Below are 21,650 nucleotides of genomic sequence, written 5' to 3' on the forward strand. Positions count from 1 at the left end.
ATTAGGATAATGCTGACCTTATTCGATTTGCAATTAGATGTAGTTCCAGTACAAGTCGCGAAGCTAGCATTCGAACTTCATTGTCAATATACCCAAGAACTCATAATTGAGCTAACAAACCCATCTACCATTTCGCCCCAAAAGATTGATGAGCTTTTTTACATTGAAGCAAATCAATTGATATTCAAATCCATAGCTGCGAGAAATCATTGCACAGCTGTAAATAGCTTTCGTAAGTTCGATAAAAATGACTCATCGATGTCTTTCAGACAGATATTTGATGAAGCTCATCAATTAGGCATAAGTGAATTTCAAGAGATAGATACAGCTAGCGGGAGATTTTTGGGTTTAATGACTCAAACAGTGGATGTTCTAATTGCCGCAGTAGAAGCTATCGGTAGTGCGGATTCTAGTAAAGTCTTTCAAATTTTGAGAAGCATTGGAAATGCTTTGCCATTTCTAAGCAATTTTAGAGTGGAGGACTTAGTTGAATTAGTAGCTGCGCAGCATTTAAAAACTTCGGGCGATATGGCTGCGGGCATGTTTTTCGATCAATTGATTGACTACCTATCGATGGAGCCAGTACGGGCAAAAGCTCTGCATGCATTAGTTCGGGAAAACATTGCTAACGAAAATATCACTTTGTATTGCTCTGCCCTGATTGCTTTGGCAAAGGCAGAGCAAGGCCTTGAAGCCATTAAGCTTGCCTTGAATGATGTAAATTCCGATTGCATCAACCTTTCAGTAAGTGCTTTGCGGGCATTAGGTGGTATAAGTAATGAATGGGATACAGAACCGGGTTTAAAGAACGACATTCAGAAAGCCATAAAAACGTTGGTTCATCATCCAGATTCACGGATTAGTAGTCAGGCTATAAATACTTTATCCAATGCCGCAGCCGGTCAGCATGAGCTAATTCCAGAGCTATTAGCTTATGCTAAACCTGATAATCATTCAGTGATACAAGTGCTTAGTAGCTTTGTTTTTATGAATCTTGCGATCGTCAAAGAGCTGCCAAATCTGACAGAGATATTATTAGCATTAACTAATTTAAAAGTTGGATATACACATAATTTTGACAGTGTGCTTTCGCGATTGATTAAAAATGGTGCTCATGATCAATTGGTGTATGACTGTTTAACTATTTGGATGCTTAAAAATTACGATAGCAGAGCGTTAGACAAAAACTTTAGCTCGTGCTTTAACCAAAGCCTGATGCAATTGGTAAACAAACCTCTGTTGTCGGAATTGATTACACGTTGGCTAATTTCTGATGAACGGGCTTTGGGTGCGGCTTTTAGCGATGTTATTAGTTCTCTATGGAGTCATGGATTTCTTCAACCTGTTTTTTCTAAAGACGTTCTCGACACTTTAGAAAATGAAGATTTTAAATATCTCGCTCGGCGTTTACTCGGCTGGACATTTTTTGAAGAGCCTTTGCTTTCACTGACGTTTTCATTACTAGAGACAGAAGATGCGGAACGAAGAACCTATGGCTGGGTCCGCGCGTTGTTAGCGAATGATGTTGGACGAAATTATCCTATTGCTACACAGAAAGCCATTCAAGAAAAACTGACCAGTGCTACACCGGAGGTAGAAAAATTACTACAAGAAACGCAAGCAGAACTCCTTGTTTATGCTGACGCGATCAAGCAATTGCCTATTAGAAGCGAACTGTATCCACCGATGCCTGTGCGTATACGGCATGCCATTGCACTAAAAAGAGCAAAAGAACAACGAGAGGCAAGAGATAAATCTAGCGAGCACTCAATATTCCAACAACTCTTCACAACAGTCCCAATAAAAGTTGGCACTGGCAGTTTTTCCATTTATGGCGACAAGATTGGTGAAATCACTCGCTTTGCTTCCCACTCAGTCTTTGTCACGTTACCTGCACAATCTGTTATTGATCCTCTTAACGACGAAATTGCTCGAAGGGGCTTTAGATTGGTAAAACGAGGTGATGAATGAAACTGGTTATCTCCGAGTACCTTCGCACCCTTAAAGAGCGGGATGAGCTTGATCGTTTATTGCCAGACCTGTTATTGGAGATGGGTTACGTTCCTGTGGCACGTCCGCAAACGGGTAATCGACAATACGGGGTAGATATCGCAGCCAGAGGTAAAAATAAGGAAACAAAGGTTGATGAGTTGCTGCTTTTGGTGGTTAAGCAAGGAGACATTGGCCGAAGCGAATGGGATAGCGGCAATCAGTCCGTACGCCAAAGCATCAATGAAATTTTTGACGTCTCTTCAAAGTCCAATCTCGAACCACAGGATAAAGAACGCAGCATTCGCATCGTGGTTGCCACTGGTGGAGACTTGAAACAAACCGTACAAGAAAACTGGAAGGGGTTTGTCAGTAATAACCAGGATAAAGCATGCATTGAATTTTGGGGCGCTGATGTTATCGCTACTCTGATCGAAAAATATCTTTTGGATGAACATATTTTTCTTGACGATGACCGGCGCGATTTGCGGCGTGCGCTGGCACTATCCGGCGATAGTGAATACGACAGGCAAGATTTACATCGCTTATTTATGCGTACGCTGGATTTGAATGACAACGGAGAGTTACTCGACAAACTAAAGACAGGAAAGGCCTTGTTGAAGGCTTTGCGGATCGTCAATCTGTCTGCTCAGGCGTTTGCACATTGGACACTACGAGATGATGGAGACACTCGCCAAGGTCTTTTTGCGGTAGAACAAGCCTTGCTTTGGTCGTGGCATCGCATTCAACTCGCTGACGAGAAAACCAGAAATGACGCTATTGCTGGACCTTTCGGCGCGATGTGGTGGGGTTATTACCGTTTTGCGGCGCAATACTTCGCTAGGATTCAGCCGTATTGTTTCGTGGAAAATAGTTTGACTCGATTTGCCTCTAATGGAGTGGAAGCTTCTCTGATCACCTTTGAACAAATCGGTATCCTGGCAAGCATCGCATTATTTTTAGGTTTCCATCCAGCCTCCACGGAGGAAGAGAAAAATTCTTTTTTTAATGATGCCGGTGAGGTGATTAATGCTTTGGAGGCATTGTTAAACAATAATGGGGTTAGCAGTTCACCCTGTCTTGACCGGCATAGCCAAGACATCACCTTGGCTCTTTTTGCATTATTTGGAATGGGGCGACTAGAAACTGCCAAGGAATGGTTGCACAAACTGTTTCGCAACGTCGATTACGCTTATAAAGCTAAGAAATTTATCCCCATTGCCACGGATTCTTTAGATGATTTGGTAGAGGAAGGCGGCTGGTTAGGAGGGCAAGCCACTGATCGTATGATGGAAATGTCTTGGACGCTGGCCACTATTGCAGGCTGGAGTGTTATTCTAGGTATGGATGATCTTTATGAAGTGTTAGCGGAAAATGTTAAAGATGCATACCCTAATGTATGTATCCAAATCTGGCATCCTGAAAAAGACCTATATCAATATCTCTATTTCCAGACGGCTCATTTCGATTCCGGTGCGACCGAAGCGCCAATCCATTTGCCACCAACGGCAGCAGAATATAGAAAACAGATGAATATGATTCGGGAATCTGATTTTGGAAAAATTCTCTTTGACTCACCGGCAGCCAAGGAACAACTTATTGGGCTAGATCTCATTGCTTATCGTCATTTTCAAACACCGATTCCACCTTCAGTTTGGTATTCGCTTCTAAACAATGTTGCTATTTAAGTTACAAAGTACTTTATATGAGTCCCTTTCAAGGTCAAATGGCTTCTAGGGAGCACAGAAACGGGGTCAAGTATTGCATAAAGCATTTACAGGTAAATACGTAAAGGCAGCTATCTATTCAAGAGCTGTCATACGTAATAGTAACGTAACGACTTGAAGGCGTTGTGACCATGATGAAAATCAGCCCGTTCTATTTTCCGGATGTTCTTTCAACCACGTTTTAAGGGCGTCATTGATGCGGGTTTGCCAGCCGCTTCCGGTCGCCTTGAAAGCCTCGACAATATCGGCATCCAAACGAATGGCGGTAAACACTTTGGGATTAGCCTTGCGCGGCCTGCCGCCTTTGGGTTTTAGCATTTCAGCTGCCATTTCCGCACCAAAAAGTTCCGGTAGCACCTCTGATGACGGGCGAGCGCGGGCAAAGTCTTGTTCTGTCCACTCCGGGTTATCCTCGTCGAGCGAAGCGGGGTTAATTCGATTGACCATAGCGTTTTTCCTCTCGTTTATTCGCTTTTCTAAAACTGATGATATGCAGGGCATCGTCACGGGTGGTAAACACCATGGCAAAAAGACGATCTTCAATCCTGCCGAATGCTCTGAAGCGCCGTTCGCCATAATCCTGGCGGGTGTCTTCCATGATCAAGGCATGTTGCCAATCGAAGTTTTCGACCATAGTGAAAGGCAAACCGCGTTCCTGGATATTTCTGGCGTTCTTGGCGGGATCAAAAGTCAATCTCATCAGGTTATTGTATAGACAAAATCATGATAAGCCCATCCTGACGCATCCCACTGTCATGAATTTACGATGCTGACCTTGGAAAGGCTAATAACAATGTGCCATCGATACTCTGGGCTAGTTTTTTCTCTGGCTCGTGACAGACAAAATGCCATGGAGGTTTACGCCGAAACGTTGCAAGTCCAAGGTCTACTCACTCTGAGCGTATTAGACGACAGGCATGATGCGTCACACATTAGAGTGGTATTGAAACTGGGATTAGGACGGCCAGTTTTAGCCAAGACGGATAGGATCGGTGTACTTTCCCATCTCCCATCATTTGGCTCAAAATTGGTTCTATCTGGCAAGCTTGAGCCAAACAACTGCGCCAAGTGCCATATATAAAATAAGCGATTGTAATAAAAGGTGTTTTCTTGTGGCTCACGATTGATTTATGAGCCAAGCTTACCAGTCAAAATCGGCGAGACCCCCAGAAATTGCGGCATAAAATCGGCTTGAACGCACTCCCATGAGCCCCGACCGCATATAAACCCAAGCCGAAGGCGTATAAAAAACGCTAGAAGTTGCCTTCCGGCCTTTGGAAGGTGCCTTCGGCTGGCTTGAGCGTGCCTTCCGGTGTTTCGGATATGCCTTCCAGGGTTGCGAAGGTACCTTCCGGACATTTTTATGTGCCTTCGGGTTGCGTTTAGGTGTCTTCCAAGCCTTTGGGAACGCCTTCGCGGCCGTCGGAAACCCGCCCGGATGCTTCGGAAATGACCACAAGGCGATTGCTGATGCCTTCGCCCGGTTTTATCGGCCAACTGTGCGACATTTTACCGCACTTGTAGAAGCGGAGAGCTTACCTATAATTCGTCGCGACCTATTTTTAGTGTTAGAAATCCCGTCGATGGATCATTTCCGCTATGCCGGCTTTCGGATTCGCCGATTCCCGCATGGCTTTAATCGCTTTGTTTTAAAAAGGAGAGCATCCCATGGCTAAATCGGATTATTTTCCGCGTCCCGATGGCGAGTTATTGATGTGGCATGATCGATTTATCTTGAATCTTGCCAGTTTGAAAACGCAGCTGGGCTTATCCGATGAGGATATTGCTGGCTGCGGTAGCGATAATAAGGAACTGCACGGTAAAGTGGCCGCCGCCAATATTGCCGCGGCTGCCTCTCATCATGCCACCGCGGAGAAACAGGCGTACCGCAATCAATTGGAAGATAAGGTAAGAGCTTTGGCTCGGCGTATCAAATCTCATCCCAGTTACACGGATGCGCTCGGCAATCTGCTGGGTATCGTCGGCGCGGAAATCAGTACGGATTTATCGGATGCCAAACCGATTTTGAAGGCGGTCGATCAGACCGGCGGTATTGTGGTGTTGAGTTTTCAAAAGTCCAAAAGCGACGGCATCAATATTTATTCGCAACGCGACAACGATAGCGAGTTTTTGTTTTTAGCGCGCGATACGCTAACCCGCTATGTCGATAACCGTCCGCTGTTGATTGCCGGCAAGCCGGAGTTACGGCGTTATACGGCGGTTTATGTGGTCAAGGATGTCGAAGTCGGCCAATTCAGCGACGAGTTGGTCGTCAGTTGCGCGCCTTAATCGGATAACCCAAGTCTTACCGAGCGGCCTGATCGGCAAAGCCTTCGCGTACCGGGCACGCATTGGGCCGCGCTCACCGTCTATCGCGAAGAAGGGCGGCTGGACTTCGACAACAATGCCGTCGAACGCGCCATTCGCCCCTTCCGGATTGGCCGCGACAATTGGATTTTCGCCGATACCGTTAACGGCGCCAAGGCCAGCGCCAACCGGTACAGCCTGGAACCTTGCCACTATCCGAGGCATATTTTTACAGGACTGCGCAAGGCTCGGACGCCTGCGGATATCGAACGACGAATGCCTTGATCCGTCGAATCCTACTAATTATCTAGCCGAACTAAGTGAGGTAGACCTCACTGCGCCCGCGCCCGCTTTGCGCTGAGTAGCGCTCGACCTGCCAAGTAAAGAAGTACTCCGAGCGGGCCAAACAGGAACGTGGCGGGCAGGGCGATAACAAGCGGAAGGCGGGAATTGCCTTCGGACGAGGCGTCGTCGACCAACCACCTGCCGACGAGAAGGTCGAAGGCGAGAAAGTGCGTCCAAGCGCCGAGCATCTTGCCAGGGGCGGCGAACAGAATCTGCACGGCCTCAAGCGACTGAAATCCTCCGCCGGGCGTTGAGCCCCAGTACCGAGCGAGAAACGCGACATAAGCCGTGCAGAGCAGGAGTGGTGCTACTCGACCGCTGACGAACAAGATGTTCTCGCGAGTTCGGCCGGCCCGTAGTGGAGCCGCGACCGCAAGGCCCAACCAGGCCGCCATGGCGGCAATGCTTACGATGGAGAAGGCGCTTTCGGGCAAGGTGATGTCCCCTATTTGGCCGCATGCGCGGCGGGTTTGTGTGAGGTCTAAAGCTAACCGGGCGCGGCACGGAAAACTGAAAAATAAAGCCGTTGTAAAACCGAGCTCCGGTCGAGCGTCATGTTATGCATTGGGGCCTTTGCCGAGCACACGTGTCAGACGATCAATATTCTGCTCGTTTGCGGAGCCAACCCTTTGCTTGACGGCTTGAGCTGTTTCGGCGTCTTCGAATACTTGTTCCCAAGTCAAGTGCGTACCTTCGCTGACAGGAACGAGTTGCACGGTAAGCTTGAAGTTTGGAGGGCAATCATGATGGATCACAATTTTGGTATCAGGTACAAGTTCCTCGAAGAAACTGTCATTGGGATAGTTGTTCCCATCAGGGCCGTGCATGATGAACTTCCAGCGACCACCTTCAGTGAACTCAAAAATTTCAAAGGTGTTGGAAAAACCTTCAGGCCCCCACCATAAAGCCAACAAATCAGCTGATGAAAAAGCGCGGTATATTTCCTTGGGCGTGTATGGCAAGTTTCTGGAAGTGCGCATTGTTCTATCTTCACTCATAACCATGACTCCGAGGTAAGTTGGGTTATTACTGCATAACGTCTTAATTCACCGGCCTACTCAACTTTTCGCGCAAGCGGGCATGTGAGTGGTTCTTCGATTGCGGTTGGTTTTTATTTTGAAACAACATGCGGGTTAGTATTGAATTTCAAGCAACGCTGATGGCGCCAGGAATGAAGCGTATTAACCGGGCGCAATATCTAACTTTTTTTGTTTGACCTGGCGCTAGAGTAAAACGAACGGAATTTTTACCACATTCGCGCAAAATCCATGGATAGGATGCAGCGACTTCGTAATCTCCGGGAGGTAAATCATAGACATATTTCCCCCAAGGTTTGCGTTCTATATTTCCGTTGATCGTAATCGTAGCAGTGAGTGCTTTATAGAAGAACGCAAAAGGGTTGTGCGTAACTGTTACCTCAATACTACTTTTTGCATTTGAAGCGGCTGTGGGCATAAATATTCCTCGCCTAACGCTTAAATTAAGGTGTGCCGTGAGGCGTCCCGCTTGAATGAGGGGTTGGACGGCGATTTCACTTTTGCAACGGGCTGCTGGGATTAGCTTGTGTTCGCACAATTCAAACCAACATTCCTCCGATTATGCTATCGCTAATAGTATCTACGCGGGCTTATTTGATGCTTTGAATCTTAGCATTCCAAATGCTGCGGCAATGCCACTGGCAAATAGTGCTAAAGCACTTGGTAGTGGCACTGGTGACGCCTCGACGTGAAAGCTATAGTAACCTCCTGACCAGTCATGCGACAGATACCCGTCGATTATAAGATGTGTGCCATCAAATGTGCCCACAAGACTTTCAGGAACGCCCCAATGCAAAGTTGTATTTGAGCACATATATCCCATTGCGGTTTCAAGAGCGCAAAAATTCCACTCAAAACCGGATATTTCTGTGCCAAACATGTTAAAAGGACCGATGCTATATATAGGACTGAAACCAGATACTTCAGGTGGAAGATCTAATGTTGGAAAATTTATACTAATGTTACGTAAAGTTAAAGGCTCATAACTTGGAGTACCGTCATACTTAGTATCGATATAGTAATCAGTTTGTAAGACCCGAACTAATCCACCAAAATTAGCATTAATTAGCTCTCTAGGCTCATCCCAATATGATGGGTTGTAAGTAAGTATACTTGATGACTCATTAATAATAAGGATGGTCGTTGTATCTGTTGCTGTATTTGCCCCTGCCGCCAGCAAGGGAAATGACATAAGCGTTGCAGTTGATAATAGTTTTTTAATCATAAGTTTTCTACTTTCCTATGTATTGTATTTATAAGGTACCAAAATATTAATGTGTAGGAACTTGTCGGTCCCTTACCTTTGTTAGGCTTCTTGGACTTACTCGCGACATTATCCGCTTTGAGAAGTGCCTCGCACTCACCAGACGATCGAGCCGTGCGATCCGCATTAATGGTATGCCAGCCACCACGGTTCGGATCTGGGTAACCACATACCGTAAAGCGCACCGGATGATTCATCAGTTCTTCACGCTTTTGAACGGCATTCGTGCGCTCTTCATCCTCGATGATATCTACGATGGCTGATCGACTGAGAAATGGGCGTGACATAGTAGCTCCGGAAAATTTGAGGTGCCTAACGTAGAGCTAACCGGGCGCGACACAGAAAGCTGAGGAATAAAGCCGCATTATAACCGCGCTCCGATTGAGCGCCATGTTGGACGAAGCCGCTAACGCGGAGAATATCCCGATTGGCAGGTAGTTCATAAAATGTAACCTCACGCCCTCTTTAAGAGTGGACATTCCACGACGAATCATGAGGTTACTCGTCAATGACACCATCACCCGAATCCGATTTCAAGCCAAACTATCAAAGCCATCTTAAACACCTCAAGCTCAAAGGGTTGCAGCCCAATACGATAGAGAGGCCTAACCGCCATCACGATCACTGCGGTCTGTTTTTTGAAAGCAACGTCATAAACAGACCGCAACCGCCCAAAACACCGAAAAGCTATTTTCTTATATTAAAGTGACCCACCGAACCCAGGGCTTGTCCAACAATCGGTTCAGATGGTGGCTTCGCGCGTTGCGCTCGCACCATCTAACCTTATTCGTTAGGCATTTTTCTTCTTGGGCTTGGGTTGGGGGAGCTCATTTGCCGTAACCTGAATTAACTGGCTTAGCCAGTCTCTGTCTTCCCACAAGTCTGCGGTAACTAAAAGGTGGGGTTTTGCTCCGGGATAAGGAGAGCCTTCAATTACCTGTGAAATAAACCCTCGGCCAGTACTCGTGGGTTTTAGAAACAGCTGATCGTCGCAGACTAGTGCGACGGGTTTCCCCGCCAAATACAAACAGTACTCCCCAAACATCTTTTTTGCGGATACTTGGCCTAGACTCGAGAGTTGGTCTAGGAGAAAGTCCATGGTTGTTTGAGAGGTCGTCATGCGGTTAATGCCTAACGATAAGGGTAACTTGACGGCGCAAGCGTAGCGGCGAAGGCCGCAGAGCTTTTGCCGGTCAAGTTGACCCGTGGGTTATGCGATGAATTCCAATCGCGGCTCATTTTCTAATTCCAGGATGATTTCTTTCTTATCTGTACGAAGACAAAAAATATGTTCACGAACCCAATGCATGCCTACAACACCATCCATACACATGTCGTCGTATTCATCATCGATAGTTTCTTCGGAGTAGGAGCGGATACCGGTAAAAATTACTTTGGTGTGCGGCTTTAAGCTATTTGGGTCCGGTACACATTCAAGGACCAGTGTTCTGTTACCAATATCGTAGACCAAGCTGCTGATATATGGTGAACAACTTGCTAGATACCTATTTGTAAGATCTTCCATGCCGAATTGTCTCTAAAGCGCATAACGATAGGTATAACGTGCCCAGAAAAGCGGAGCGGCGATAGCGGCGGAGCTTTTTGGGGTCAAGTTGATACGCTCGTTATGAGCTTTGCCTCTATTCATTGTTTTTCCCAGATCTTTCGGATTAAACGAGAAAAGTTTCCTTTCTTCCTTTTCAACAACTTCAACTTCGGGCTTAATCTGATCGCTCTTTTCAGGGTTTTCCACTTCTAACTTCCATTTCTCGTCCTCGGTTAGCGGCTGCTTCAAGCTGCTTCCACCTTTGTGAGGGTATGGGACATAGTTTTCCGGAGGAGAGAGAATCAGACTCTCACATTGCTCAGAAAAACTATTAATTAATAGCGGGACTACATCCGTACCAATACGAAGAGAAACCCATAGTTGATTGGTTTTATCGTAATCCATCTCTTTGTTACAGATACTACATTTAACGGTTTCTTGTGCGTACCTCACCGGATTTCTATCAAGTCCTGGAAAGCCCATACGATTTTTACAGTTTCCATATAATGCTCTCGTGCTAATCCGACTGCCCTTAAGCCGCTTACATCGTATAATCTCGTACGGTAACCAATGCAGCTCATAAGAAGTATACGGATCAAAAAACTCCAGCGACTCCATTTCGCCAATCTCTGGCGGAATTCTTTCTATCATGCTGCCGTAAAGCCAAACCTTCTTAACTTTATTTAATTTGGCTATTGATTCAGGTAATTCCCGAATTTCGCTAAATAATTCAGCACCTAGTACTTCCTTTGGTGAAAACTCACCACCACCATTATCTGCGAGCTCATCGACATACTCACAAAGCTTCTTCCAAGCCTCTGAAGTCCTATCTTGAACGTTATTCCTTATTGCAGATATTCGTGTGCTCAATGTTAAAACTCACTCTGGAATTTGGGTGTTCATAACGTAGAGCTAACCGGCGCTGCGCGGCTTTATCGCGCAGCGTCCAGCGACCGAAGGGAGCGAGGTTGAGCGCCGGGTTAGGCGATGCCATAAATAGCAAGACCCATCTGGAGAAATGCAAATAAGATAACAACTGGCCCAAGCCATTTTAAATGCTTTCCCCATTTGCCATGGAATGCATCAAATTTAGGGTTGATGCCGGGTTTTGGACCTATTAGACGATAGCCGATCAGCAATGCCATGGCACCACCAACAATTGAAATGGCATGGTCAATAATATCTGCAATTAGTTTTGTAGTCATATTTAGCCTAACGTAATGTATACGACATCGCTTGTCCTATAATCCAGGGCATTATGTCGTATAATCCTTTTTCCATGATGGCAAGTTATTGTTTGTGAAAGAATTCGCTCGGGCAAACGGGACATGTTATGGAAACAAATACGACATCGGCACCGCCAAAAAAACGACTGGATCAGGTACGCGATAAAATTCGTTTCAAGCATTACAGCCTGAGTACCGAGGATACCTACGTGTCCTGGATTAAGCAATTTATTTTGTTTAACGCCAAGCGTCATCCGACGAAGATGTGAGCGGCCGAAGTCGAACGGTTCTTGACCTATCTGGCAACCGAGCGGCATGGCTCCAGCTCCACGCAAAATCAGGCTTTGTCGGCCATTCTGTTTTTGTATCGCGACGTGCTGGCGGTGCAATTGCCTTGGTTGGACGGCTTCGAGCGCTCGAAAAAGCCGCGCGGATTGCCGGTGGTGTTGACGACGGCCGAAGTGCGGCAACTGCTCAAACACGCGGAATCAGCGCCGCCGCCGATAGGCCTCCTCATTCGCTTGCTTTACGGCACCGGCATGCGATTGATGGAAGCGGTGCGTTTGCGGGTCAAGGATGTGGAGTTATCCCGTAAGGAGATTGTGGTTCGCGACGGCAAGGGCGGCAAAGACCGCGTAACGATGTTGCCGGATAGTTTGTTGGAGCCGATGCGGACACAACTGACGCTGCGCAAGTCTTGGCACGACGAGGATTTGCGCTTGGGGAAAGTCGATGTCTGGTTGCCCGACGCGCTGGCGGTCAAATATCCCAACGCGGCAAGGGAATGGGGCTGGCAATACGTGTTTGCAGCGGCAAATTATTCCGTCGATCCGCGTTCCAAAGTCGAACGCCGCCACCATGTCGATGAAAAGCAGGTGCAGCGCTATGTCAAAAAAGCGGCCGCGGCGGCGGGCGTCGTCAAGCCGACTTCGCCGCATACTCTGCGCCATTCTTTCGCGACCCATATATTGCAAGCCGGCTACGACATTCGTACCGTGCAGGAGTTGCTCGGCCACAGCGATGTCTCCACAACCGTAACTATTCAGCGCGAAGTAAAAACGCCCTCTCCCGACGGAGCGGGGGGGTGAATACCTTGATGTCAGCTATGCCGTTCGCTGAGCGGAGTCGAAGCGAAATCGCTGGCTTCGGCTCCGCTCAGCCAGCGGCTTACATTGACTGTAACCGCTTAACTTGACGCCATTGGTAACCACCTTCCCCCCAAACGGCCTCTGAATAGTTACCCACGACCATGATATACACCCATGTACTGAACAAAGGCGGTAAAGGCGTGACCAGTCCGCTGGATTTAATTAAATAAGCACCAAACCGAGCAACAAGCCAGCAGAAATTCATCGGCGCCATGTCTTGCAAAACCCGCGTAAGCCGACAGGCGTTTCTCCGCATGATAGTAACCGATGGCGCTAGCACCGCTGCTGAAACACGACTAGCTTAACCCACCTGATTTTCGCCGTCCTCGCATACCTTGTCGTAAACCTCGCGCAAGCTGAGTTGGCAGTCGATGCTTTCAAGGGGCACGTTCGCGTCCAATCCCAGCGACTCGCTCATTATCCAGACTTCGCCTTGGCGCAGATAGCGCTCGATGCCGGGCTGATCCTGGGTGACCAGCAGATATTCGCGCAAACTGGCGATTTTTCGATAATGGGCAAACTTTGCACCGCGGTCGTAGGCCTCGGTGGACGGTGACAACACTTCGATCAGCAGCGTGGGATTGAGCAAGGTATCCAACTGGGTGTCTTCGAACTCCGGTTTGCCGCAAACCACGGCGATGTCCGGGTAATGATAGCTGCGGGCCTTGGCGGCCTTGACCCGCATGTCGTTGACGTAGGCTTCGCAGGGGCGGTTTTTCAGTTGTCTTCGTAACTCGCCAGCAATATTGATGGTTATCAAATTATGCTCGCGGCTGGCACCGTTCATGGCTTGGATTTGCCCGTCGTGGAATTCGCTTTTAATCGCGGCGCTGCGTTCCAGGCTTAAGTATTCTTCGGCGGTGTAGCGGGTTTGTTTAACCACGGCGGACATGAATCACCTCGACAAATCATCGCAATTAAGGGAGCAGACCAAATGACGGTGTTGCAAATGGCGGGAAGCTCGATAGCCTTACAATTCTACGGAAAAACTAAAATAGCAAGCAACTTCCTACTTTCCTTTTTACAGGGATTTCTTGTAATGCCGCGACCTAAATGCGCTCGGCACAAACCACCCCGGCCTGAGATAATAAGCGCTTCGTTGCTTCGCTGTATTTGCCGTCCGTGTCCCCCAAACTCAATCCGCAACAACTCGCCGCCGTCAAAACCATCGATCATCCGCTGCTGGTGTTGGCTGGCGCCGGCAGCGGCAAGACGCGAGTGATTACCGAGAAAATCGCCTATCTGGTGCGGCAAGGCACCCCGGCCCGGCATATCGCGGCCGTAACCTTCACCAACAAGGCGGCGCGGGAGATGAAAAGCCGGGTCTCCAAGTTGCTGGACGACAAGCAAAGCCGAGGCTTGAGAGTCTCGACTTTTCATTCGCTGGGTTTGGACATACTGCGCGCCGAATACAAGACGCTGGAGTACAAATCCAGTATCAGTCTGTTCGACGAGCAAGACCGGCTGAGCTTGTTGAAAAATCTGGTCAGCCACGGCATCAAGGATTGCGAAGAGGATCAGATCGATCAATACAACTGGCAGATCGGCCAGTGGAAGAATGCCTTCGTCACCCCCAAGCAGGCTTTGCATTTGCCGGACGCGGCGCTGCACGCGCCGGCCAGGCTGTACGAGGCCTACACCCGCAGCCTGAAAGCCTACAACGCGGTGGATTTCGACGACTTGATCCTGTTGCCGGTGTTGCTGTTTCAACAGCATGCGCCGGTGTTGGAAAAATGGCAGAACCGGATTCGCTATTTGCTGGTGGACGAGTACCAGGATACCAACATCACTCAGTATCAGTTGGTGAAACTGTTGGCGGGCAATCTGGGCCGTTTTACCGTGGTCGGCGACGACGACCAGTCGATTTACGCCTGGCGCGGCGCCCAGCCGGAAAATCTCAGTCAGTTACAAAAGGATTTCGGCCGCTTGCAAGTGATTAAGCTGGAGCAGAATTACCGCTCGGCGGGGCGGATCTTGAAAGTCGCCAACCACCTGATTGCGAACAATCCGCATACCTTCGAAAAGAAATTATGGAGTGAGCTGGGTTTCGGCGACCCGCTGCGGGTGCTGAGCCATAAAAACGACATTGCCGAGGCCAAGCAGATCGTCGCCGAAATCGTCCACCACCGCTTCAAGACCGGCGGCTCGTACGGCGATTACGCAATTCTGTATCGCGGCAATCATCAATCGCGCTTGTTCGAGAAGGAATTGCGCGAGAACAACGTGCCCTACTTCATCAGCGGCAGCGCGTCGTTTTTCTCCCACGCCGAGATCAAGGACGTGTTGGCCTATCTGCGCTTGTTGGTCAATCCCGGCGACGACGCGGCATTTTTGCGGGTGATCAACACCCCACGCCGCGAGATCGGCCCGACCACGCTGGAAAAACTCGGCGCTTACGCCAACGAACGCCATATCAGTCTGTTCGACGCCTGCAGCGAGTTCGGCTTGCAACAGCGCATCTCGGAAAAATCGACGCAACGTTTGCACAAGTTTTGCGAGCTGATTACCGACACTGCCCGCGAGGTCGAAACCGGCGATACCTTCAAGACCATCCATCGCCTGATCGACCAAATCCACTACCCATCCTGGTTGCAGGAAAACAGCAAGACGCCGGCGGCGGCCGAGCGGCGGATGAAGAACGTGCTGGAACTGGTCGAATGGCTGGAGCGCATCGCCGTAAAAGACGGGTCTAGCGACGATGGCGATGCCGGAGCTAGCGCAACGCATGCGGCGGGCGCCGGCAAGTCGTTGGCCGAAGTCATCGCCAAGGTGATGCTGCTGGACATTCTCGACCGCAACCAGGAAGAGCAGGCCGGCGACCAAGTCAGCCTGATGACGCTGCATGCCGCCAAGGGCTTGGAGTTCCCGCACGTGTTCATGATCGGCATGGAGGAAAACCTGCTGCCGCATCAAAACAGCATCGAGACCGACAACATAGAGGAAGAACGCCGACTGGCCTATGTGGGTATCACCCGCGCCCAACGCACGCTGACCTTCAGCTATTGCACCCATCGCAAGCGCTACGGCGAAATGAGCGAATGCGAACCCAGCCGGTTTTTGGCGGAATTGCCGGAGGAGGATTTGGAGTGGGCCAACAAGAAACAGTTGGCCCCGGAGGAAGTCAAGCAGCGCGGCAAGGCCAATTTGGCCAATTTGAAGGCGATGCTGGGTTGATTTGCATTGTATTTGCAGTAATTTCGCAGTAACCTTTTCTGCCGACGCTTTCACTTTTAGGAGCATTGACATGCCACGCTTTACGATAGATCTTTCCGCCGAGATCGACCAAAAACTCACCGAAATTTCGCGCAAGGAAGGCATCAGCAAAGCCGAAGCCATGCGCCGGGCTTTCGCGTTGCTGGCTGTTGCCGAGCAGGAGAAATCCAAGGGCAATTCATTGGGTATCGTGCGCGAAAATGCCGACAGTCATGAATTGCAAGCCATCGGCAGAATTGTGGGGGTCTGATGGCTGAAAAGCCGCAATCCCGGGACGTTGATATCAACGATGCTTTTCGGAGCGATAGCCAAGTCGGACTCGACGAGAGCGATAGGCTAAAATTGGCCCGCCAGGTGTTAATGGGCATGGCGGCGATTTGTATTGGGGTATTCGTTGGATACGCCAGTTATCCCGACAACAAAGCGTTGGCGGATATTTTTGAGCTGATAAAGATCGGTGCTTTGCCGTTAATTACGTTAATCGTGTCGTTCTATTTTCCGAATAGTGCGAAGTAGCTCGATGAAAGCCGGGGCAATCCAGTTTACCCCGGCTTTTTTCAATTTATTGCAGTACTACGAAAAACGCTTCTCCGCCGCGTTGCAGATTGACCAGCAGCGGGGCATTCGGATTAACCACCTGTTTTATTTCATCGAGATTGCGCACCCGGTAGCGGTTGGCGGTGACAATGATGTCGCCGGGGCGTAAGCCGGTTTTCCAGGCCTTGGAGTTTTGCTCGACCTTCTCGATCAACACGCCTTCGACCTGATCCTTGGGCGTCACGCCCAGCGCCGCGCCGCTCAGCGTGGGGTGCAGTTTGTCGCCGGCCAATTGCGGACGCTTGGGTTTGCCTATCGTGGCTTGCAGATTCATCCGCTCTTCGCCGCGCACGACGTCCAGATTGGCGGTATCGCCGATTTGCAGCAAGCCGACGGCATTGCGGATTTGGGCACTGCCGCCCTTGACGTCCTGACCGTTGATGCCGACGATGATGTCGCCGGGTTCCAGGCCGGCTTTCTCGGCTGGCGAACCGGCTTCGACCCGGCTGACCACGGCGCCGTGCTGGCTTTTCAACGAAAAGGCCTTGATCAGATCCGGCGTCAAATCCTGAGTGGTCACGCCGAGCAGGCCGCGGCGGACTTCGCCGTGCTGAACCAACGACTCCATCAGGCGCATCGCCATATTGGACGGAATCGCGAAACCGATACCGACGTTACCGCCGCTGGGCGCCAGAATCGCGGTGTTCATGCCGACGAATTCGCCGCGCAGATTGACTAGCGCGCCACCGGAGTTGCCGGGGTTGATCGAGGCGTCGGTTTGAATGAAATCTTCGTAACCTTCGATACCCAAATTGGAGCGGCCCAAGGCGCTGACGATGCCGGAGGTCACGGTTTGGCCGAGGCCGAACGGGTTGCCGATCGCCACGACGAAGTCGCCGACCTTGAGTTGGCCGGAGTCGGCGACTTTCAACGCGGTCAGATTGTCGGCCGGAATTTGAATAACCGCCACGTCGGCTTCCGGATCGGCGCCGAGCAGTTTGGCGTTCAATTGCCGGCCGTCCGCCAAGGTCACGGTGATCTTGTCGGCCTTGTCGATGACGTGGTTATTGGTCAGCACGTAACCTTGATCCTTATCGACGATGACGCCGGAACCGAGACTGTTTTTTTGTTGCTGGCGCGGATTGTTAGGTATGTTGAAGAAGCGCCGAAACACCGGATCGTTCATCAACGGATTTTCCTGCATCCGCACATTGGTGGAGGTGGAAATGTTCACCACGGCGGGCATGCTTTGTTCCAGCATCGGCGCCAACGACGGCAGCGGACTGCCATCCACTTGGCCAGGCAGCGCGGCCATGCCCCCGGTGCTTTGGAGACCTATCGCTATAATCAGTAACAATCGGGTAATCTTCATCATGGTTTCGGGTTTTAGGCGGTTAAAAATGCCAGCATGGACAAGCTGGATGACGAAATGTTTCTACAAGCCTATAAGTAATAATGTTCTATCATAATTCAAGTGCATCCGACGCAATCCCACCACTTTTTATCCGCAACTGACCCGTGGCTGTCGATATCCATTCCGCCGAAGGCCGGGTCATCCGGCAACTGATACCGCTGTCGACGCTGCCGTTCAACAAGTTCGAGGAGTTGTGCGGGCTGGTCGAGATCGAACAGGCCGAAGTGGGCGATTATTTGTTTCGCTACGGCGAGGATCGTAACGATCTGATTTATTTGATCGACGGCAGCGTCACACTGCAGACTGACGAGTTGACGATAGAAACCATCAAGGCCGGCGGCACGTCGGCCCGCTTCGCGCTGGCGCACCAGATCCCACGAAAAGTCAATGCGCTCGCGGATAGCAGGATTCGATTTTTACGCTTGAGTGCTGATATGATCAGGGCCGCGCAAGAGCCGCCGTACGAAGAAACCGAGAGTTATATGATAGTTGACGATGTCGAGGAAAACGACGATTGGATGACGACGTTGTTGAAGTCCCCGGTATTTCGCGCGTTGCCTCCCGCCAATTTGCAAAAAATTTTGATGGGTTTGCAGGAGGTCCGCTTCAATCCCGGCGACGTCATTGTCAGGCAAGGCGATGTCGGCGACTATTACTACATCGTCAAGAAAGGCCAATGTCTGGTCAGCCGCAAGCCGGCGCCCAACGCCAAGGACATTAAATTGGCGCAGTTGGGCAATCAGGATACCTTCGGCGAGGATGCGCTGATTTCCGGCGAGCCTCGTAACGTTTCGATCACCGCGCTGACCGAGGTGTCGTTGTTGCGCCTGGCCAAGGAAGCCTTCATCACGCTGATCAAGACGCCCACGTTGAAGTACGTCGATTATTACGAGATGCAGGATCTGGTGGCCAAGGGCGCCGATTTGATCGACGTGCGCGAGCCGGACGAATATCGCCGAGGTCATTTGCCGCTCAGTATCAACGTGCCGTTTTACTCGTTGCGGATGCAGATCAAGACCTTGAATCGTCAACACCCCATCGTGGTGGTTTGCCAAAGCGGCCGCATGAGCGCCACCGCCGCGTTCATCCTGCTCCGGCACAAATTCAACGCTTTGATCCTGAACGGCGGTTTAGACCAGATCGATCCCGGTCAATTGAAAACGGCCTCGTCGTTTCCGATCGACGACGGCGTCGAAACCAGTAACTTCATCGACACCACCGGTAGCGAACCGCAACCGGTCAGCAGTTTGCCGGCGACGACCCAGGCATCGTTTGCCGAATCGTCGTCGCTGCAAGACGATACGGTCCGCATGCGCCGCTTGTTGCAGCAACTGAAGACCAAATACAATATTTTGGATGCCGAGAAAAAGGCTTTGGAGATGAAGTATCTGGCACTCGCCAAATACACTGAAGCGTTGAAGGCCGAACTGGCCGAATTGAAAAAACCGCGCTAGCCGGGCCGGCGATGCGATGGCATCCGGCCCAATCCAGCGGACGGAAAGCCTTTATTTGATTTTGGCTTCTTTGTACATCACATGCTTGCGAACGACGGGATCGTATTTTTTGATCTCCATTTTTTCGGGCATGGTTTTTTTGTTTTTGGTGGTGGTATAGAAATGGCCGGTGCCTTCGCTGGATACCAATTTGATTTTGTCGCGCATGGTCAGTCTCCTTAAACTTTTTCGCCGCGTTTGCGGATGTCGGCCAACACTGAGTCTATGCCGTTTTTATCGATGATGCGCATGCCTTTCGGCGACACTCTCAAGCGGACCCAACGGTTTTCGCTCTCGACCCAAAATCTGTGGTAATGCAGATTGGGCAGAAAACGTCTTTTGGTGTGGTTCATTGCGTGCGACACGTTATTGCCGCTCAGCGGGTTTTTACCTGTTACTTGGCATACTCTGGACATGACTACCTCAGTGCGAGCTTTTAATTCAAAATAGCCGCGCTTTATATCAAAAAAACTTAAGCCGGTAAACCACAGCGCGGAAAATAAATTTGATAGAATCGGACTTATTTTCTCCGGTTTTCCCCGCGAAAGGACAACAATGGCTATCAAACTCGGCATGGTCATGGACCCCATAGACCAAATCAACATCAAGAAAGACACCAGTTTCGCCATGCTGTTGGAGGCCCAGGCGCGAGGCTGGGAATTGCATTATCTGGAGCTCGCCGATCTTTACCTCAGCAACGGCCATGCTTATGCCCGCAGCCGGCTGCTGAGGGTGGAACGCAATCCGAACGGATGGTTTGAGTTTACCGGCGAACAACGCATTGAATTGGCCGATCTCGATGCGATTATCATGCGCAAGGACCCGCCGTTCAATCAGGAATACATCTACGCGACCTACATGCTGGAACAGGCCGAGCGTCAGGGCGTTTACGTGGTCAATAAGCCGCAATCGCTACGCGACGCCAACGAAAAAATGTACACGGCCTGGTTCCCGCAATGCTGCACCGACACCTTGGTGGCTCGCGAACGGCAACGCATTCGCGAATTCCTGGCGGAGCACCGCGAAATCATTCTGAAGCCGCTGGACGGCATGGGCGGCGCGTCGATTTTCTACGTCCGCGAAGGCGATCCCAACCTGAGCGTGATTCTGGAAACGATGACCGACCACGGCAGCCGCTTCATCATGGCGCAAAAATACCTGCCGGAAGTCAGGGACGGCGACAAACGCATCTTGATGGTCAACGGCGAGCCGGTGCCTTATTGCTTGGCCCGCATCCCGGCCAGCGGCGAAAGCCGGGGCAATCTGGCGGCCGGCGGCCGCGGCGAAGGACGCGAATTGAGCGCCAGGGATCGCTGGATCGCCGAGCAAGTCGGCCCGGTGTTGCGCGAAAAAGGTCTGATTTTTGTCGGTCTGGACGTGATCGGCGACTATCTGACCGAAGTCAACGTTACCAGCCCGACCTGCGTTCAGGAATTGGACAAGCAATTCGGCATCAACATCAGCGCCCAGTTGATGGACCATATCGCCGCCAAGGTATCCGCCTGAAATGTCCGCACCGCCATTGACGCCAACGCCGTTATCGCAAAGCGACACGCTGCTCACCGCGCTATTCGTCGCGGCGATCATTCATGTCGCGGTCCTGCTCGGCGTCAATTTCACCGCGCCGCATCCGCCCAAGGCCGACAAATCGATCGAAATCACGGTCTCGCACGCGCCGGCCAAGCAGGCCCCCAAGGAAGCCAAATACTTGGCCGCCGATCACCAAATAGGCGCAGGCCGCGAAACCCGTAAGCCGGCGACGATTCCGCAAACTCTACCGAGAGCGGAACAAACCGAAAGTCAGCCGCGGCCTAAAGCCGCGCCCGTGCCGGCGGCACCGTCTCCCAAACCCGTCGTGCAAAAAGTCCTGACCCAGGCGCAAGCGCCGGTCAAGGTCGAATCGCGCCCCGAGCAGCCGGTCGAACCGGAACAGGTGGCCGAGCCGCTCGAAGACAAACCGAAATTGTCGGCCGAAGCCTTGCAACAGCAGATCGCCCAACTTGGCGAACGCATCCGGGCCAGCCAGCTCAGCGCCGAAAACACCAAGATCAAGTCCGTCAACGCCATCAGCACGCATAAATATTTGGCGGCGCAATACGTCAAGGATTGGGAGGACAAGGTTGAGCGTACCGGCAATCTGAATTATCCTGAGGCTGCGCGTAAAGCCGGCTCCCAGCAAATGCTGACCATGGATGTCGGCATCAACGCCGACGGCAGTATTTACAGCATGCGCATCGTCCGGTCTTCCGGCAACCCGGCCTTGGACGACGCCGCCAAGCGGATTGTCAAGATGAGCGCGCCGTTTGCCGAATTGCCCGAGGAATTGATGCGCGAAGTGAACGTTTTGGTAATAACCAGAGTCTGGAAATTTTCAGACGAAACCGGGATGACCGCCCGCTAGCCC

General features: G+C 50.6%; 25 protein-coding genes and 2 pseudogenes. 12 read left to right on the forward strand and 15 right to left on the reverse strand.

Translation table 11 applies throughout. From position 1 onward, the window contains the following. Nucleotides 1–9 precede the first annotated feature (9 nt). A complete protein-coding gene (locus A1355_RS02415) occupies nucleotides 10–1,971 on the forward strand; it encodes a hypothetical protein (protein ID WP_064024629.1) in 1,962 nt (653 codons plus the stop codon). Then, nucleotides 1,968–3,677, forward strand: coding sequence for a hypothetical protein (locus A1355_RS02420; protein WP_064024631.1), 1,710 nt, complete (start codon nucleotides 1,968–1,970; stop codon nucleotides 3,675–3,677). Before A1355_RS02415 ends, A1355_RS02420 begins: the two co-directional genes overlap by 4 nt. Nucleotides 3,678–3,857: 180 nt before the next feature. On the opposite strand, the gene A1355_RS02425 is transcribed toward A1355_RS02420, so the two are convergent. After that, nucleotides 3,858–4,163 carry a BrnA antitoxin family protein gene (locus A1355_RS02425; RefSeq protein WP_064024634.1) on the reverse strand — a complete coding sequence of 102 codons (306 nt, stop codon included), beginning with the start codon at nucleotides 4,161–4,163 and terminating at the stop codon, nucleotides 3,858–3,860. Further along, a complete protein-coding gene (locus tag A1355_RS02430; RefSeq protein ID WP_064024637.1) occupies nucleotides 4,147–4,416 on the reverse strand; it encodes a BrnT family toxin in 270 nt (89 codons plus the stop codon). Before A1355_RS02430 ends, A1355_RS02425 begins: the two co-directional genes overlap by 17 nt. Before the next feature lie 574 nt (nucleotides 4,417–4,990). Here A1355_RS02430 and A1355_RS24930 point away from each other — a divergent pair. The 3 genes and pseudogenes from A1355_RS24930 to A1355_RS25960 form a co-directional block, all read left to right on the forward strand. Beyond that, complete coding sequence (locus A1355_RS24930) at nucleotides 4,991–5,392, forward strand: hypothetical protein (protein ID WP_157197709.1); 402 nt, start codon at nucleotides 4,991–4,993, stop codon at nucleotides 5,390–5,392. After that, nucleotides 5,385–6,005 (forward strand): hypothetical protein, encoded by a 621-nt coding sequence (locus A1355_RS02435; RefSeq protein ID WP_064024640.1) that lies wholly within the window; start codon nucleotides 5,385–5,387, stop codon nucleotides 6,003–6,005. Before A1355_RS24930 ends, A1355_RS02435 begins: the two co-directional genes overlap by 8 nt. Nucleotides 6,006–6,068: 63 nt before the next feature. Continuing rightward, nucleotides 6,069–6,308 (forward strand): annotated as a pseudogene (locus A1355_RS25960) (IS66 family transposase); the annotation flags it as partial. A 47-nt stretch (nucleotides 6,309–6,355) separates the two neighbouring features. Here A1355_RS25960 and A1355_RS02440 read toward each other — a convergent pair. From A1355_RS02440 to A1355_RS02465, 9 genes are all read right to left on the reverse strand, one after another. Further along, the gene (locus A1355_RS02440) at nucleotides 6,356–6,802 is read right to left on the reverse strand and encodes an ABA4-like family protein (RefSeq protein ID WP_157197710.1); all 447 of its coding nucleotides are present in this window, start codon (nucleotides 6,800–6,802) and stop codon (nucleotides 6,356–6,358) included. Between the two features lie 123 nt (nucleotides 6,803–6,925). Beyond that, nucleotides 6,926–7,366, reverse strand: coding sequence for an SRPBCC domain-containing protein (locus tag A1355_RS24275; protein WP_082885316.1), 441 nt, complete (start codon nucleotides 7,364–7,366; stop codon nucleotides 6,926–6,928). 148 nt (nucleotides 7,367–7,514) lie between these two features. Then, nucleotides 7,515–7,823: a hypothetical protein gene (locus tag A1355_RS24935; protein ID WP_157197711.1), complete on the reverse strand. Its 309-nt coding sequence runs from the start codon at nucleotides 7,821–7,823 to the stop codon at nucleotides 7,515–7,517. A 162-nt stretch (nucleotides 7,824–7,985) separates the two neighbouring features. Further along, on the reverse strand, nucleotides 7,986–8,630 hold the full coding sequence (locus A1355_RS24940; protein WP_157197712.1) for a hypothetical protein: 645 nt from the start codon (nucleotides 8,628–8,630) through the stop codon (nucleotides 7,986–7,988). Further along, nucleotides 8,627–8,956, reverse strand: a complete 330-nt coding sequence (locus A1355_RS24945; RefSeq protein WP_157197713.1) for a hypothetical protein — start codon at nucleotides 8,954–8,956, stop codon at nucleotides 8,627–8,629. Before A1355_RS24945 ends, A1355_RS24940 begins: the two co-directional genes overlap by 4 nt. Nucleotides 8,957–9,459: 503 nt before the next feature. Next, the gene (locus A1355_RS02450) at nucleotides 9,460–9,789 is read right to left on the reverse strand and encodes a TfoX/Sxy family protein (RefSeq protein ID WP_064024646.1); all 330 of its coding nucleotides are present in this window, start codon (nucleotides 9,787–9,789) and stop codon (nucleotides 9,460–9,462) included. A 90-nt stretch (nucleotides 9,790–9,879) separates the two neighbouring features. Further along, entirely contained in the window at nucleotides 9,880–10,194 is a 315-nt protein-coding gene (locus A1355_RS02455) for a hypothetical protein (RefSeq protein ID WP_064024648.1), read from the reverse strand. A 12-nt stretch (nucleotides 10,195–10,206) separates the two neighbouring features. Next, on the reverse strand, nucleotides 10,207–11,085 hold the full coding sequence (locus A1355_RS02460; protein WP_064024650.1) for a hypothetical protein: 879 nt from the start codon (nucleotides 11,083–11,085) through the stop codon (nucleotides 10,207–10,209). A gap of 110 nt (nucleotides 11,086–11,195) precedes the next feature. Then, nucleotides 11,196–11,420 (reverse strand): hypothetical protein, encoded by a 225-nt coding sequence (locus A1355_RS02465; protein ID WP_064024652.1) that lies wholly within the window; start codon nucleotides 11,418–11,420, stop codon nucleotides 11,196–11,198. Nucleotides 11,421–11,548: 128 nt separating this feature from the next. Here A1355_RS02465 and A1355_RS02470 point away from each other — a divergent pair. Next, nucleotides 11,549–12,529, forward strand: a pseudogene (locus A1355_RS02470) (integron integrase). Nucleotides 12,530–12,890: 361 nt separating this feature from the next. Here A1355_RS02470 and A1355_RS02475 read toward each other — a convergent pair. Continuing rightward, nucleotides 12,891–13,481 carry a Uma2 family endonuclease gene (locus A1355_RS02475; protein WP_064024655.1) on the reverse strand — a complete coding sequence of 197 codons (591 nt, stop codon included), beginning with the start codon at nucleotides 13,479–13,481 and terminating at the stop codon, nucleotides 12,891–12,893. A gap of 230 nt (nucleotides 13,482–13,711) precedes the next feature. Here A1355_RS02475 and rep point away from each other — a divergent pair, with 230 nt between their 5' ends. The 3 genes from rep (at nucleotide 13,712) to A1355_RS02490 (ending at nucleotide 16,318) form a co-directional block, all read left to right on the forward strand. Next, nucleotides 13,712–15,763 (forward strand): DNA helicase Rep, encoded by a 2,052-nt coding sequence (gene rep / locus A1355_RS02480; protein WP_064024657.1) that lies wholly within the window; start codon nucleotides 13,712–13,714, stop codon nucleotides 15,761–15,763. A gap of 70 nt (nucleotides 15,764–15,833) precedes the next feature. Further along, the gene (locus A1355_RS02485) at nucleotides 15,834–16,052 is read left to right on the forward strand and encodes a ribbon-helix-helix protein, CopG family (RefSeq protein ID WP_064024659.1); all 219 of its coding nucleotides are present in this window, start codon (nucleotides 15,834–15,836) and stop codon (nucleotides 16,050–16,052) included. After that, complete coding sequence (locus tag A1355_RS02490) at nucleotides 16,052–16,318, forward strand: hypothetical protein (RefSeq protein ID WP_082885312.1); 267 nt, start codon at nucleotides 16,052–16,054, stop codon at nucleotides 16,316–16,318. The genes A1355_RS02485 and A1355_RS02490 overlap by 1 nt, the downstream gene beginning before the upstream one ends. A 46-nt stretch (nucleotides 16,319–16,364) precedes the next feature. On the opposite strand, the gene A1355_RS02495 is transcribed toward A1355_RS02490, so the two are convergent. Continuing rightward, entirely contained in the window at nucleotides 16,365–17,711 is a 1,347-nt protein-coding gene (locus A1355_RS02495) for a DegQ family serine endoprotease (protein WP_064024691.1), read from the reverse strand. A 146-nt stretch (nucleotides 17,712–17,857) separates the two neighbouring features. Here A1355_RS02495 and A1355_RS02500 point away from each other — a divergent pair, with 146 nt between their 5' ends. Then, nucleotides 17,858–19,207 carry a cyclic nucleotide-binding domain-containing protein gene (locus tag A1355_RS02500; protein WP_064024663.1) on the forward strand — a complete coding sequence of 450 codons (1,350 nt, stop codon included), beginning with the start codon at nucleotides 17,858–17,860 and terminating at the stop codon, nucleotides 19,205–19,207. 51 nt (nucleotides 19,208–19,258) lie between these two features. On the opposite strand, the gene rpmG is transcribed toward A1355_RS02500, so the two are convergent. Continuing rightward, entirely contained in the window at nucleotides 19,259–19,414 is a 156-nt protein-coding gene (gene rpmG / locus A1355_RS02505; protein ID WP_064024665.1) for a 50S ribosomal protein L33, read from the reverse strand. 11 nt (nucleotides 19,415–19,425) lie between these two features. Further along, complete coding sequence (rpmB, locus tag A1355_RS02510) at nucleotides 19,426–19,662, reverse strand: 50S ribosomal protein L28 (RefSeq protein ID WP_064024667.1); 237 nt, start codon at nucleotides 19,660–19,662, stop codon at nucleotides 19,426–19,428. 139 nt (nucleotides 19,663–19,801) lie between these two features. Between rpmB and gshB the strand changes: the two genes are divergently transcribed. After that, nucleotides 19,802–20,752 carry a glutathione synthase gene (gene gshB / locus A1355_RS02515; RefSeq protein WP_064024669.1) on the forward strand — a complete coding sequence of 317 codons (951 nt, stop codon included), beginning with the start codon at nucleotides 19,802–19,804 and terminating at the stop codon, nucleotides 20,750–20,752. 1 nt (nucleotide 20,753) lies between these two features. Further along, the gene (locus A1355_RS02520) at nucleotides 20,754–21,647 is read left to right on the forward strand and encodes an energy transducer TonB (protein ID WP_064024670.1); all 894 of its coding nucleotides are present in this window, start codon (nucleotides 20,754–20,756) and stop codon (nucleotides 21,645–21,647) included. Nucleotides 21,648–21,650 lie beyond the last annotated feature (3 nt).

Origin of the sequence: Methylomonas koyamae, assembly GCF_001644025.1 — a bacterium.
Lineage (GTDB): Bacteria > Pseudomonadota > Gammaproteobacteria > Methylococcales > Methylomonadaceae > Methylomonas > Methylomonas koyamae_A.

Bases quoted from the DNA above. Each gene is read 5' to 3' on its own strand.
- A1355_RS02420 (WP_064024631.1), top strand. From the start codon at position 1,968: ATGAAACTGGTTATCTCCGAGTACCTTCGCACCCTTAAAGAGCGGGAT.
- A1355_RS24935 (WP_157197711.1), bottom strand. From the start codon at position 7,823: ATGCCCACAGCCGCTTCAAATGCAAAAAGTAGTATTGAGGTAACAGTT.
- A1355_RS02495 (WP_064024691.1), bottom strand. From the start codon at position 17,711: ATGAAGATTACCCGATTGTTACTGATTATAGCGATAGGTCTCCAAAGC.
- A1355_RS02455 (WP_064024648.1), bottom strand. From the start codon at position 10,194: ATGGAAGATCTTACAAATAGGTATCTAGCAAGTTGTTCACCATATATC.
- A1355_RS02475 (WP_064024655.1), bottom strand. From the start codon at position 13,481: ATGTCCGCCGTGGTTAAACAAACCCGCTACACCGCCGAAGAATACTTA.
- rpmB (WP_064024667.1), bottom strand. From the start codon at position 19,662: ATGTCCAGAGTATGCCAAGTAACAGGTAAAAACCCGCTGAGCGGCAAT.
- A1355_RS02435 (WP_064024640.1), top strand. From the start codon at position 5,385: ATGGCTAAATCGGATTATTTTCCGCGTCCCGATGGCGAGTTATTGATG.
- gshB (WP_064024669.1), top strand. From the start codon at position 19,802: ATGGCTATCAAACTCGGCATGGTCATGGACCCCATAGACCAAATCAAC.
- A1355_RS24275 (WP_082885316.1), bottom strand. From the start codon at position 7,366: ATGAGTGAAGATAGAACAATGCGCACTTCCAGAAACTTGCCATACACG.
- rpmG (WP_064024665.1), bottom strand. From the start codon at position 19,414: ATGCGCGACAAAATCAAATTGGTATCCAGCGAAGGCACCGGCCATTTC.
- A1355_RS24945 (WP_157197713.1), bottom strand. From the start codon at position 8,956: ATGTCACGCCCATTTCTCAGTCGATCAGCCATCGTAGATATCATCGAG.
- A1355_RS02425 (WP_064024634.1), bottom strand. From the start codon at position 4,163: ATGGTCAATCGAATTAACCCCGCTTCGCTCGACGAGGATAACCCGGAG.
- A1355_RS02415 (WP_064024629.1), top strand. From the start codon at position 10: ATGCTGACCTTATTCGATTTGCAATTAGATGTAGTTCCAGTACAAGTC.
- A1355_RS02520 (WP_064024670.1), top strand. From the start codon at position 20,754: ATGTCCGCACCGCCATTGACGCCAACGCCGTTATCGCAAAGCGACACG.
- A1355_RS02450 (WP_064024646.1), bottom strand. From the start codon at position 9,789: ATGACGACCTCTCAAACAACCATGGACTTTCTCCTAGACCAACTCTCG.
- A1355_RS02465 (WP_064024652.1), bottom strand. From the start codon at position 11,420: ATGACTACAAAACTAATTGCAGATATTATTGACCATGCCATTTCAATT.
- A1355_RS24940 (WP_157197712.1), bottom strand. From the start codon at position 8,630: ATGATTAAAAAACTATTATCAACTGCAACGCTTATGTCATTTCCCTTG.
- A1355_RS02430 (WP_064024637.1), bottom strand. From the start codon at position 4,416: ATGAGATTGACTTTTGATCCCGCCAAGAACGCCAGAAATATCCAGGAA.
- A1355_RS02485 (WP_064024659.1), top strand. From the start codon at position 15,834: ATGCCACGCTTTACGATAGATCTTTCCGCCGAGATCGACCAAAAACTC.
- A1355_RS02490 (WP_082885312.1), top strand. From the start codon at position 16,052: ATGGCTGAAAAGCCGCAATCCCGGGACGTTGATATCAACGATGCTTTT.